This window comes from Kitasatospora sp. NPDC042419 (assembly GCF_056437345.1).
Genome location: NZ_JBWKAW010000004.1, coordinates 378,394 through 390,791 on the forward strand (window position 1 = coordinate 378,394; position 12,398 = coordinate 390,791).

Annotated in this window: 10 protein-coding genes; 7 read left to right on the forward strand and 3 right to left on the reverse strand. The window is 76.7% G+C overall.

The window, feature by feature from the left end:
• Positions 1–47 precede the first annotated feature (47 nt).
• The 7 genes from AC067J_RS11525 to AC067J_RS11555 all read left to right on the forward strand — a co-directional run bounded on the left by AC067J_RS11525 (position 48) and on the right by AC067J_RS11555 (position 9,600).
• Positions 48–329 carry a hypothetical protein gene (locus AC067J_RS11525; RefSeq protein WP_478297955.1) on the forward strand — a complete coding sequence of 94 codons (282 nt, stop codon included), beginning with the start codon at positions 48–50 and terminating at the stop codon, positions 327–329.
• Complete coding sequence (locus AC067J_RS11530; protein WP_478297957.1) at positions 329–748, forward strand: TadE family protein; 420 nt, start codon at positions 329–331, stop codon at positions 746–748. The genes AC067J_RS11525 and AC067J_RS11530 overlap by 1 nt, the downstream gene beginning before the upstream one ends.
• A complete protein-coding gene (locus AC067J_RS11535) occupies positions 745–1,290 on the forward strand; it encodes a TadE/TadG family type IV pilus assembly protein (RefSeq protein ID WP_478297959.1) in 546 nt (181 codons plus the stop codon). Before AC067J_RS11530 ends, AC067J_RS11535 begins: the two co-directional genes overlap by 4 nt.
• A 224-nt stretch (positions 1,291–1,514) precedes the next feature.
• Positions 1,515–1,964, forward strand: coding sequence for a hypothetical protein (locus tag AC067J_RS11540; protein WP_478297961.1), 450 nt, complete (start codon positions 1,515–1,517; stop codon positions 1,962–1,964).
• Complete coding sequence (locus tag AC067J_RS11545; protein WP_478297963.1) at positions 1,964–6,127, forward strand: LysM peptidoglycan-binding domain-containing protein; 4,164 nt, start codon at positions 1,964–1,966, stop codon at positions 6,125–6,127. Before AC067J_RS11540 ends, AC067J_RS11545 begins: the two co-directional genes overlap by 1 nt.
• Before the next feature lie 307 nt (positions 6,128–6,434).
• Positions 6,435–8,888, forward strand: a complete 2,454-nt coding sequence (locus tag AC067J_RS11550; protein ID WP_478297965.1) for a hypothetical protein — start codon at positions 6,435–6,437, stop codon at positions 8,886–8,888.
• 103 nt (positions 8,889–8,991) lie between these two features.
• Positions 8,992–9,600: a hypothetical protein gene (locus AC067J_RS11555; protein ID WP_478297966.1), complete on the forward strand. Its 609-nt coding sequence runs from the start codon at positions 8,992–8,994 to the stop codon at positions 9,598–9,600.
• Between the two features lie 214 nt (positions 9,601–9,814).
• On the opposite strand, the gene AC067J_RS11560 is transcribed toward AC067J_RS11555, so the two are convergent.
• From AC067J_RS11560 to AC067J_RS11570, 3 genes are all read right to left on the reverse strand, one after another.
• Entirely contained in the window at positions 9,815–10,156 is a 342-nt protein-coding gene (locus AC067J_RS11560) for a hypothetical protein (protein WP_478297968.1), read from the reverse strand.
• Between the two features lie 151 nt (positions 10,157–10,307).
• Positions 10,308–11,066: a 3-oxoacyl-ACP reductase FabG gene (gene fabG, locus AC067J_RS11565; protein ID WP_478297970.1), complete on the reverse strand. Its 759-nt coding sequence runs from the start codon at positions 11,064–11,066 to the stop codon at positions 10,308–10,310.
• Positions 11,067–11,161: 95 nt separating this feature from the next.
• Entirely contained in the window at positions 11,162–12,349 is a 1,188-nt protein-coding gene (locus AC067J_RS11570; RefSeq protein WP_478297972.1) for a thiolase family protein, read from the reverse strand.
• Positions 12,350–12,398 lie beyond the last annotated feature (49 nt).

Consider the following 12,398-nt stretch of genomic DNA (forward strand, 5'->3'; position numbering starts at 1 on the left):
CGGAGGTCAGCCTCCTCCGTCACCACAACGCACCCTGGGAGTACCTGATGAACACTCGTCTCAAGTACCTGCTGGCCAGTCTGGTGGGGCCGACCCTGCTACCGGTCCGGTTCGCCATGCTGCTGTTCCACTTCCGGATGGGCCGGGTGAAGGCCGCCCGGGCGCGCGGCGACCGGGGTGCCATCAGCATCGAACTCGCGCTCGCCGTGATCGCGCTGGTGTTCGTCGCCGGCCTGGTCGCGACGGCGCTGTACGCCCTGAACAAGAAGGTCGTCGACAAGGTCAACGAGAACCCGAACCTGCCCGGGGCCGGTGGATCGACCCCGTGATGAGAGTTCGTCGTCTCCGCCGCACCGACCGGGGGTCGATGAGCCTGGGCCTGGCCATCGTCTTCCCGGTCGTGCTGATCCTGATCCTGACCGTCGCGCAGACGGGCCTGTGGTGGTACTACCGCCAACTCGCCCTCACCGCCGCCCGCGAGGGCGTCGACGCGGGCCGGGTGCAGGGCAACCGGAGCGACGAGCTGAAGAACGAGGCGGCGCGGAAGCAGGCCGAGCGGTTCCTCGAACTCCACCAGGACGGCAAGGAGCACGTGATCAGCACCGACGGCAGCACGCCGGTGCTGATCCGGGTCACGGTGGAGCTGACGGCGCCGGTGGTCATCCCCTTCGTCACCCGCCCGACCGTCACCCAGCGGGTCGAGGCGCCGCGCGAACGGTTCGTACCGCCGCAGGTGGTGGGGCCGTGAGCGGACGGTTCCGCCGGCGCACCGGAGGGCCCGCCCGAAGGCCGGCCGGGACGGCCTCCGGTGCGCCGGCCGGGTGGGTGCGGGGGTTCGCCGCGCGGCGGTCCGCCCGGTCGGGGCACGGCCCCGACGGCGGCGGGTTCGCCGTCGAGGCCGCGATCGTCGCGCCCGCCGTGGTGGGGCTGATCCTGGTCGCCGTCGCGGCCGGCCGGGTGCAGACCGCCGCCGGCACGGTGGAGGCGGCGGCCCGGTCGGCCGCCCGGACCGCCTCGCTGGTGCGCGGCGTCGAAGCGATGGACGCCGCGGCGAAGAAGTCCGCCGCGGAGTCCATGGAACAGCAGGGCGTGCACTGCGTGAGCAGCAGGGTGACCGTGAGCCACGGCGAACTGGTCAGCCACGGGATCACCATGGCGACGGTCACCGTGTCGGTCCGGTGCGAGGTCGGGCTCGCCGACCTGCTCGGCGGGCCGAACATGGACGGGCCGGTGTCGAAGACGCTCACCGGCAGCTTCGTCTCGGTCGTGGACCGGTACCGGGGCGGGTGAGCGGGGTGGACCGGCGTGGGCGGGGCGGCCGAGGGGGCGTGCACCGGCGTGGGCGGGGCGGGCCCGGGCCCGCCCCCGAGAGGGATGTGACGGGCCGTGGGGTGGGCGGTGGCGAGGTCGTGACGACGAGGTGCCCGGACGGGGATTGGGGACGCTCCGGGCGGGGGAGACGCAAGCGGAGAGCGCCCGGGGGAGGGTGGACGGGCATGTCGGGAGGGGGCGCCATGGCGCGTGGACGCGGGGCGGCGGTGTTCCGTGCCCGTTCGGACCGGGGCACGCTCTCGATCTTCGTCGCGATCTGCGCGGCCTTCGTCGCCGTGGTCATCGTCCTCGTCATCGACGCCGGCGGCAAGCTGCGCGTCGCCGAGAACACCGACGCCTACGCCCAGGAGGCCGCCCGGGTGGCCGGCCAGCAGCTCGACGAGGCGGCGCTGCTGCGCGGCGAGGGGTACCGGGTGCAGCGCCAGTACGCCGAGGAGGCCGCCAACAGCTACCTCGCGCTGCACGGCCTGGTCGCGAAGCTCGTGGAGTTCTCGCCCGACGGGGCGAGCGTCGACATCACGGTGGAGACCGAGTACCGGCCCGTCATGCTGACCGGCCTGGCCAACTGGAAGATCACGGGCAAGGGAAGCGCAGCCCTCGTCCACGGAGTCAAGGAAGCGGAGACCGACTGATGGCCGCGCCACGCGCCAAGGACCAGACCCGCGCCGGGCGTCCGGCCCGGGGCGTGCCCGCCACTCCCGCGTCCGGCCGCCGGCCGTCGTCGCGGCCGTCGCACCGCGGCGGCAGCGGCGGCAGCGGCGGCCGCAGGGGCCGGGGCGGCGCCGTGATCGCCGCGCTCGCGGCCCTGATCACCCTGCTCGGACTGCTGCTCGGCGTCCCGGCACTGCTCCTGTACGGCACCCGCGCGGTGGCCGACATGGGCGCGCTCGCCCCGGACGGCATCGGCGCGCTGCTGACCAGCCCCGACGACGGGCGGCTCTTCCTCTGGCTGCTGGTCGTGGTCGGCTGGCTCGGCTGGGCCTGCTTCGCGTTCTCCGTCCTGCTGGAGATCCCGGCCCAGCTCCGCGGCCGGGTGGCCCGGCGGATCCCGGCGTTCGGCTGGAGCCAGCGCGCCGCCGCCGGCCTGGTCGGCGCGGTGATCGCGCTGGTGCCGGTGGCCGGTTCGGCCTTCGCCGCCACCCCCGAGCGGCCCCAGGTGGCCACCGCGTCCGCCCAGGCGGGCGTCGGCGTGCAGCGGGCCGCGCTGCCCGCCGCGCAGGCCGCCCCGGCCCTCACCCCCGCCGCCGACCAGCAGTCCAGCTACACCGTGCGCGACAGCCGGCCCGCCGACAGCCTCTGGTCCATCGCCGAGCGCCAGCTCGGCTCGGGCGAGCGCTGGACGGAGATCGCCAAGCTCAACGACGGCCGGGTGATGGACGATTCGGGCCACCGCTTCGACGCGGACCGGCCGATCCACCCCGGCTGGCAGCTGCTGATGCCGGCCGACGCCAAGCCGGACCAGGCCGGGACCCAGACGCCCGCCCCGGCCCCCGCGCCCGCGCCCGCCACCGGCACCTCCGGGACGGGCACGCCGGGGACCGGTTCGCCGGGCACCGGCACCGTGACGGTGAAGCCCGGGGACAGCCTGTCGGCGATCGCCGAGCGGGAGTTGGGCGACGCCGAGGCCTGGCCGAAGCTGTTCGACGCGAACAAGGGCGTGCAGGCGCCCGACGGGGAGCGGCTCACCGATCCGGACGTGGTGGTGCCCGGGATGGTGCTCAGCCTCCCGGGTGCGGCGACCCCCGCCCCCGCGCCCGCCCCGGAACCGGCCCCCGCCCCGGCCCCCGCGCCTCCGGCGCAGCCCGCACCCGCCCCGACCCCGCCGCCGCCCGCGCCGAGCACCCAGGTGCCGGCCCCGGCCCCGTCGGCGCCCGCCACCCAGGCACCCGCGCAGCAGACCCCCGCGCCCGCCCAGGCCCCGGCCCCCGCCCAGGCCCCGGCCCCCGCCCAGGCCCCGGCCCCCGCCCAGGCCCCGGCCCCCGCCCAGGCCCCGGCACCCGGACAGACGCCGGCCCAGACGCCCGCCGCACACGCCCAGGACGCGCCGAGCGACGACTACACCGTCGCCCTCGCCACCTCCACCGTCGGCGTGCTGCTGGCGGCGATCATGGTCGGCGCCGTCGCCCGCAAGCGCGGCACCCAGCTCCGCGGCCGCCGCCCCCGGCACCGCATCGCCATGCCCGCCGCCCCCGCCGCCGCCTTCGAGGCCGAGCTGAAGGCCCGACAGGACGACGCCGGCCTCGACCTGCTCGACCGCGCCCTGCGCAGCATGGCCCGCAACACCGTCCGCGGCGGCAAGCGGCTGCCCGCCATCGTCGCCGCCCGGATCACCCCCGGCCGGACGATCGAGCTGCACCTCTCCGGCCCGGCCGTCCCGATCTCCCCGTTCCGCGCCGCCCACGCCCCCGACATCTGGTGGTGCGAGGCCGACTCCGACGGGCTGCTCTCACCCGCCCAGGCCCGCAAGACCGCCGCCCCCTACCCGGCCCTGGTCACCCTGGGCTCCTCGCCCGACGGCTCGGTGATCCTCGCCGACCTGGAGACCGTCCGGCTGCTCCACCTCTCCGGCCACCCGGACGACGCCCGCGACGTCCTGCGCACCCTCGCCCTGGAGCTCGCCCACAGCCCGCTCGCCGACCGGCTCCACCTGCACCTGGTCGACCTCGCCGAGGAGGTGCCGATCAGCGGCCCCGCCGCCGAGCGGATCCACCGCCACCCCACCCTGGAGGCCGCGCTCGCCGCCCTCGGCCCGCGCACCGCCAAGGCCCGGGCCACCCTGGTCGCCGCCGAGGCCGCCAGCCCCCGGGACGCCCGCAGCCGGGGCCAGGCCGACGAGTCCTGGGTCCCCGAGATCGTGCTCTGCGCCCACCAGCCGGGCGGGGACGTCCCGGCCGAGCTGGGCCGCCTCCTCGACGCCCGGCCGCGGACCTGCGTCGCCGTCGTCACCCGGGCACCCGAGCGCGGCACCGGCCCGGTCGCCCGCTGGACCCTGCCGGCCACCGGCCAGGCCACCATCCCCGGCCTGCACCTCACCCTGGAGCTGCAGCGCCTGACCACCGGCCAGTACGAGCAGGTCGCCGAACTGCTCCGGGCCGCCGACGACAACACCCAGCACCCCGCCCCCGCCTGGACCCTGGACGGCCCAGGCCTCGACGACCTGGAGCCGGCCGAACTCCCGCCCGTGCCGGTGCTCGCCGGCGTGGGGGCGTCGGGCGGCGGTCCGACGGGCGGGTTCCTGATGGGCTCTCCGGACGAGCCGGACCTCGGGGACGGCACGGACGGCGACGCCCCCGAGGCGGCCGGCCCGCGCCTGCTCGCCCGGGTGATCGGCACCGGCGCCAGCCCGTTCGCGGGCACCGACCCGGCGGCCCCCGCGGTGTCCACCGGGCCGTCGTCCGTGCCCGCGGTCGCCGCCGTGCCGGTGCGGCCCGCGGTGCCGGTGGTGCCCGCGGCCTCGGTCATGCCGGTGGTGCCGGTCGCGCCCGCGACGCCCCTGCCGCCCGGCTCCCGGCACCTCGTCAACGGTCTCGGCCGACAGGCCGTCACGCCCGCCGCCCCGACCGGCCCGGCCGCCGGGTACCCCGTCGGGACGGACCCGGACGGCGGGACGTCCTCCAGCAGCGAGGACACCACCCGCAACCTCCGGCTGCCCGGCGAGACCGGGACACCGAACGGTGCCGCCGCGCCCGTCCAGCCGGTCGCGCCCGTCCCGCCCGTCACGCCGGCGCCCGTCCCGCCCGTCACGCCGGCGCCCGACCCGGCCGCCGAGCCCGCGCCCGTCCCGGAGCCGGTCCCGACGCACGACCCGGCGCCCGCGCCCACCGGCACCGACCCGCGCCTCCCCGCCCGGCCGGAGCCGACCCCCGGACCGTCCGCACAGTCGTCCCTGCTGCCGTCCGCCCGGCCGGTGGCCCCCGGCACGGCCGTCGAACCCGGACCGGCCGCCACCGCCCCGGTCGCCCGCACCACCCCCGGCCGCAGCGACAGCGACGACCTGCTCGCCATCCTCCGCTCCCCGGAGGCCCACGCCACCCGCACCGCCCCCCGGATCCGCCTGCTCGGCCCGGTCGACGTGGCCGGCACCGGCGGCACCGCCGACCCCGCCACCGTCCTGCGGCTCACCGAACTCGCCGTCTACCTGGCCCTGCGCCCCGGAGCCGACCACAACGCCCTCGACCACGACCTGCACCCCGGTGCGGCCCACCTCGACCCGCACCCCACGGCCGCCGACGCCAGGAGCCCGCTGCCCGACAAGCTCGCCGACCTGGCCGCCTGGTTCGGCTCCTCCACGGACGGCCGGTCCTTCCTGGCCACCGACTCCGCCGACGGCTACGCCTTCGCCCCCGCCGTCACCTGCGACTGGGACGAGTTCCGCGGCCTCTACCGGCGCGGCATGCGCAGCACCAGCGCCACCGCCGACGCCGCCCTCGCCCACGCCCTCGCCCTGGTCCGGGGCGCCCCGTTCGCGGAGGCCCCGCCCGCCTCGTACGGGTGGGCCGAGTCCGAACGGCAGGACATGATCGCCGCGATCGTCGACACCGCCCACGAACTCGCCGCCCGCCGCCTCCAGTACGGCGACCACCGCAGCGCCGAGGCCGCCGTCTTCCGCGGCCTCGCCGTCGCCCCGGACGTCGAACTCCTGCACCGCGACCTCTTCTACGCCTACGCCTCGGCCGGTGCCCGCGACCAGCTCCTGCGCGCCGTCAACCGCCTGGACGCGCTCAGCCGCCGCACCGGCCGCGACCTGGACGCCGACACGGTGGCCCTGCTGCGCGACCTCCTCGCCGGCTCCTGAGGCTCGGCGGCGGAGCGGGGGACCGGGCCCGCCGGCGCCCCGCTCCGCCGCAGTCACCGGCCGGTGACTGCGGCGGACCTGTGCCGACCGCGTGTGGACCGCGTGCCGGGTGCGTGCCGACCGCGGGCCGCCCCCGTAGCGAAGGCGTCCTGACCGCGTGTCGCCCCCGTGCCGATCACCCACCCGGCCTGGCTCGGGCGTGCCGAGATCTCGTAGGGTGGCGCACACGGGTGTGGTGGCAGGCACCACGCGGGGCAAGGCAGTAGTGGACGTCGCTGAGCGGCGGGGCGGGGCGGGTGACCAGGAGATGGCGGAGACGACGGCGGTCCCCGGAGGTCCCGACCCGGCGACGGACCCCGGCCCCCAGGACGCCGTACCGCCGTGGCACCCGCGCAACGCATACGAGGAGCACCCGCCCGGTCCCGCCGCGCTCTACGAACCGCCGGTCCCGGCACCCGCCCAGGCTCCGGTGCCCGCTCCGGCTCCGGTCACCGCCCACACTCCGGTGCCCGCCCAGGCTCCGGCTCCCGCGCCCGTCGCGGAGTCGATGCCGGTGCCGCCGGCGCCGCCGGTCCCGTCCACCGGATGGACCGTCACCGGCATGCCCGCCATGGGTGGCCCCGCCGGCCAGGCCGTTCCGCCGCACTCGGCGACACCGCCGTTCACCGGCCCCGGCGCCACCCCCGCGCACGGCGTCCCGACACACGGCATCCCCGGCGCGACCCCCGCACATGGCATCCCCGGCGCCCTGCCCGCCACCAACGCCGTGCCCGGCAGCAACGGCCTGGGCGCCGCGCCGCGCGGCCGGATCCTGGTCGTCGAGGGCGGCTACGGCGGCTCCGGCCGCCGCACCTGGGGACGCGGCGGACCCGCACAGGCCCCGGTCCTCTCCGCGATGCTCGCCGCCGTCTCGCCCCAGGTACTGCTCGCCGCCGACGCCGTCGACGCCGTCCACCTCCCCGCCGCCAGCGACCCCCACACCGTCCTCGCCCACCTGCGCGCCGCGGCCCGCCACCCCGGACCGCTCCTCGTCCACCTCGGCGGCCACCTGCTCGCCGACAAGCGCAGCGGCCAACTCCACCTCACCCTGCGGGACTCCAAGCCCGGCAGCGTCCGCCAGGACGGCCTCGCCTGGCAGGTGGTCGCCGCCGAGCTGCGCCACCGCCCGGCCGACTGGCAGACCCTGGTCATCGCCGACCTGAGTGCCGACCAGAGCGCCTGGCCCTTCCTCCAGGGCGCCGCCTCGCCGCTCGCCGAAGGCCTGCCGCTCTGGGCGGTGGTCAGCCCCGACCCCGAGCAGATCGGCACCTTCACCCGCGCGCTGATCGAGGCCCTGCACGGCGGCCGCCCCGGAGCCGAGGCCGTCCTCGCCCCCGAACAGCTGCGCCAGCAGGTCTACTCGGTGCTCCGCCCGGACGTCGTCATCCTGGCCACGCACGCGCCCGACCGCCCGTTCTTCCGCAACACCGCGCGCCGCGGCGACGGCTCCGTCATGGACCCGGTCCCGTACGAGGGCCCGAGCCCGGCCGCCGTGCTGCCCCGGCCGGCCGCCCCGGAGGAGGTGCACTGGGACGACCTGCCGCCGCAGGACGTGGTGCCCCAGGACGCCGTGCCCCAAGACGCCGTACCGCAGGACGTGGTGCCGCAGGACGTCGTGCCCCGGCCCAGGCCCGCCGTCACCCTGGACAAGCCGGCTGCGGCCGCCGACCCGTCAGGGTTCCGGCCGGAGACCGGCACCGGTGACGGCACATCCGGTTCCGGTGCCGCCGGTCTCGCCGACGCCGCCGAGGTGTCGGACGCCGCCGCCGACGCGGCGCCGTCCGACGGCCGGGTGGACCTGCTCAAGGCCGGCGTCCCGCTCACCCCGCCGCCCGCACCGCAGCCCGTCGACCTGCTGAAGTCCTACGCCTGGAAGTCCCCGGCCACCGACGACGCGTCGCCGGAACTGTCCGAGCCGTCGGACGTCCCGACGGAGGAGCACCCCGAGCAGGACGCGCCCGCCGACGAGCCCCCGGCCGAGCTGCCGGCCGCCCCGGCGGACGTCACCGAGGGGGACGCGCCCGAGGAGGTCACCAGCGAGGAGGTCACCAGCGGGGAGGACAGCAGCGGGGAGGACGCCGCCGCCGACGTAGCCGACCCCGTCGACGGGACCGCCCCGGAGGACGCCGCCCACGAGCCCGTCCCCGAGGCCGAAGCCGAGTCGGCCCCCGTCGCCGCCCCTGCCCCCGAGGCCGAGGCCGAAGCCGTGACCGAGGTCACCGAGGTGACCGAGGAGGACGCCGCAGGGCCCGCCCCCGCGCCCGACCCCTTCCAGCCCCGTGCCGACTACCGCGAGGTGATCGGCCGCATCGTCCGCAGCGCCGAGGCCGGGGACCACGCGGCCGCCACCGACCTGGCCTTCGCCCTCGAACTGGAGGCGATCGCCGAGCACGGCTCCGTCTCCGCGCCGGTCCTCCAGGTCCGTCAGGTCCGTGCCCACGTCTGCCGCCTCGCCGGGCGGACCGCCGAGGCCGCGGACATCTACCGCGAGGTGGCGCTCACGCTGCTCCGCGCCCAGGGCCCGGAGCACCCCGAGACGCAGCAGGCCGCGACCAACGCCGAGGCCTGCTGGCGGGCGATCCCGGACCGTGCCGAGGCCCTCCGGATCGCCCCCGAGATCATCGAACTGCGCGCCTACCTCCCCGGCCCCGACGGCCGCAAGCTCCGCGCCGCCGAACGCCACCTCGCCCACCTCGCGGCGGCCCAGCCCGACCACGTCTGATGGGTCTGCTGTCCGCGCTGTCCCGGGCCTGGTCCGGGCGGGAGGAGGAGGAGGGGGAGGCCGCCCGGCGGCGATGTCCGTGGCCGCCGCTACGGTCTCCGGCATGGAACAGCAATCAGCCGAGCGCATCGGTCCCCTGCCCGGACGGGTCGGCCACGTGGCCGGGATCGAGTCGCTCACACTCGACGGGCAGCGCTACTACTTCGGCTTCGACCACACGAGCGACCTGATCGTCTCGCCGCTCGTCGGCAACCCGGACGCGATGGCGGCCTTCGCGGCCGAGCACCTGAGGCAGTCGGACGGCCGGCACGACGAGGCCTACTGGGCGGACCTCGTCGCCGACTCGGTCCGGGAGTCGGCGCTGGTCTGGGAGGACGCCGACCGGGAGTTCACCACGGCTGGCCTGCGCGCCGGCCTGCCGCGCCCGGGGAGCCACCTGCTCTACCTGCTGGACGCGGCCGGTGAGCGGGACGACCCGTCCGCGCTGCCGCCGGACGCCCGGCAGGCGTGCGCGCGACTGGGGTTCGACGAGGACGACGTCGCCGAGTGCGTCGACGCGTGCCTGCGGGCGCTCCGCGAGGACGGAGCGGCCGCCCGGGCCGACGAGTGGACGGTCGTCCGCGGCTACCTCGACGCAGCGGTGGGGAACCTGCCCGGCAACTGGGCGCTGCTGTTCGCCCCGCTCGCCGAAGCAGGCGCCGGTCAGGGGTGAGCGACCGGCGGTGACGCCACGGGGGAGCGGTCGGGCGGGAGTTGCCGGTGAGCCCCGCGAGCTCCGTGGCTTCCGGGCCCTCCGCGACCTCTGTGATTCCCGTGCTTTCCGCCCCTCCCGCGAAGCCGCGGTGGACGGCGCCCTTCGGCGGGTGCCGTCCACCGCGGCCGTGCCGGGGGCGTCCCGGCTTCGCCGACCGTGGGCCGGACGGGACTCAGCGACCGGCGAGGGCGTGCACGAAGCGGGCGCCGTCGATGGTGCCGAGGCCGCTGGCGAGGTCGTAGCCCTTGGCGGCCTGGTAACCGGTGACCGTGTCCCAGGAGTTGTCGCCGGCGGTCACGTCGACCAGGCCGCTCCACTGCCGCGGGAGCAGGCCGAGGCCGTAGAGGCGCCGGTTGAGCTGGCCGAGGCGGTGCCCGGCGAGCTGGTCGGCGAGGGCGACCACGCCGGAGAAGATCGGCGCCGCCTCGCTGGTGCCGCCGGTGAGGTGCCAGCCGGCCCGGGCGGGGTCGTAGGACTCGTAGGTCCAGGCGGCGCCGTCGACGGCCGCGCTCATGCTGATGTCCGGGTGCCGCGGTGGTCGCCGGTGACCCATACTGTCGGCATGGTCGTCTCCGGCCACCGGAAAGGGTCAGGACCGTCCCAGGCGAAGGTAACCATCCACCGGGGACGGTCATCTGATTGACCGTCAGTTTCCGCCGTACGTGTCAGCGCGCCCCGCCGTTGACGTACAGGGTCTGCCCGCTGACGTAGGAGGCGTCCTCGCTCGCCAGGAAGGCGACCACCGAGGCGATCTCCTCGGGCTGCCCGACCCGCCGGAGCGGCGTCCGGGCGGCCACCTCCGTCTGGTGGTCCTCGGCCGTGGCGCCGACCCGCTCGGCGGTGGCGGCGGTCATCGCGGTCGCGATGTAGCCGGGGGCGACGGCGTTGACGTTGACGTTGAACGGGCCCAGCTCGATCGCCAGCGTCGCGGTCAGGCCCTGGATCCCGGCCTTGGCGGCGGCGTAGTTGGCCTGTCCGCGGTTGCCCAGGGCGGAGCGCGAGCTGAGCGAGACGATCTTGCCGTGCTTCTGCGCCACCATGTACTTCTGGGCGACGTGGCTGCAGTTGTAGGCGCTGGTCAGATTGACCGTCAGCACCGCGTCCCAGTCGGCCTTGGGCATCTTGAAGAAGAGGTTGTCCCGGGTGATCCCGGCGTTGTTGACCAGGATGTGCAGGCCGCCGAGGTCCTGCACCACCTGCGCGAAGACCGCCTCGACGGCGTCGTAGTCGGCCACGTCGCAGCCGTACGCCCGGGCGGTGCCGCCCTTGGCGGTGATCTCCTCGACCGTCCCGGCCGCCCGTGCGGCGTCGAGGTCGACCACGGCCACCGCCGCGCCCTCCTCGGCCAGCCGCCGCGCGGTGGCCGCGCCGATGCCCTGGGCCGCGCCGGTGACGACGGCGACCTTGCCTGCAAAACGAGTCACAGCAGCTCCTTGGGTAGCTCTTCGGTAGCGGGGGTGACGGATGACGGCCGGCACAAGCCGCCGGCTGTCGTCCGTCGGTCGTCATCTGTCGGCCGTCAGGCCGACTCCACCAGTACCGCCGTGCCCTGCCCGACGCCCACGCACATGGTCGCCAGTCCGCGGCGGGCGCCCGTGCGGCGCATCCGGTGCAGCAGGGTGGTGAGGATGCGGGCGCCGGAGCCGCCGAGCGGGTGGCCGAGCGCGATGGCACCGCCGGTCGGGTTGACCAGCTCCGGGGCGATCCCCAACTCGTCGACGGAGGCCAGTACCTGGGCCGCGAAGGCCTCGTTCAGTTCGGCCTCCTCGACCTCGCCGAGCGACCAGCCGGCCCGGGCGAGCGCCTTGCGGGTGGCCGGCACGGGGCCGATCCCCATCACGTCCGGGTGCACGCCGGCGGACGCTCCGGCCACGTACCGGCCGAGCGGGTGGAGGCCGTACTCGTGCAGCGCCTCCTCGCTGACCAGGACGAGCCCGGCCGCGCCGTCGTTCATCGGCGAGGCGTTGCCCGCCGTCACCGTGCCGTCCGGGCGGAAGGCCGGCTTGAGCCGGGCGAGCTTCTCCAGGCTGGTGTCCTCGCGGATCGACTCGTCCGCGTCGACGGTCACCCCGTCCGGCCGCTCGACCGGGATCAGCTCGGCGTCGAAGTGCCCGTCCTTGCGGGCGGCGGCGGCCCGCTGGTGGCTGCGGAGCGCGAAGGCGTCCTGGCGTTCGCGGCTGATGCCGTACCGGGTGGCGACCTCCTCGGCGGTCTCGCCCATGGAGAGCACACCGTGCAGGTCGGGCATCCGGGGGTTGGTGAGCCGCCAGCCGAGCCGGGTGTCGTGGGTCTCGATCCGGTGCGGCAGCGCCTCGTCGGGGCGGGGGAGGATGAACGGGGCGCGGGTCATCGACTCGCAGCCGCCGGCCAGCACCACGTCCGCCTCGCCGGAGCCGATCGCCCGGGCGCCCATGGTGACCGCCTCCAGGCCGGAGGCGCAGAGCCGGTTGACGGTGGCGCCGGGGACGGTGTCGGGCAGGCCGGCGAGCAGTACGGCCATCCGGGCGGCGTTGCGGTTGTCCTCGCCGGCCTGGTTGGCGGCGCCCCAGTAGACGTCGTCGATCCGGGCGGGGTCGAGGGCGGGCAGGTCGGCGAGCAGGGTGCGCAGCACGGTGGCCGAGAGGTCGTCGGGGCGGACCGTGGCGAGGGCTCCGCGCAGCCGGCCGATGGGTGTGCGGCGGGCGGCGGCGAAGTAGACAGGACGCACGACGTCGGGCTCCTTGTCGGGAGGGAGGGCGAGGAGGGGTCGAGAGGTG

Coding starts and splice junctions, on each gene's coding strand:
- AC067J_RS11550 (WP_478297965.1), top strand. CDS start 6,435: ATGGCGGAGACGACGGCGGTCCCCGGAGGTCCCGACCCGGCGACGGAC.
- AC067J_RS11560 (WP_478297968.1), bottom strand. CDS start 10,156: ATGAGCGCGGCCGTCGACGGCGCCGCCTGGACCTACGAGTCCTACGAC.
- AC067J_RS11555 (WP_478297966.1), top strand. CDS start 8,992: ATGGAACAGCAATCAGCCGAGCGCATCGGTCCCCTGCCCGGACGGGTC.
- AC067J_RS11540 (WP_478297961.1), top strand. CDS start 1,515: ATGGCGCGTGGACGCGGGGCGGCGGTGTTCCGTGCCCGTTCGGACCGG.
- AC067J_RS11545 (WP_478297963.1), top strand. CDS start 1,964: ATGGCCGCGCCACGCGCCAAGGACCAGACCCGCGCCGGGCGTCCGGCC.
- AC067J_RS11525 (WP_478297955.1), top strand. CDS start 48: ATGAACACTCGTCTCAAGTACCTGCTGGCCAGTCTGGTGGGGCCGACC.
- AC067J_RS11530 (WP_478297957.1), top strand. CDS start 329: ATGAGAGTTCGTCGTCTCCGCCGCACCGACCGGGGGTCGATGAGCCTG.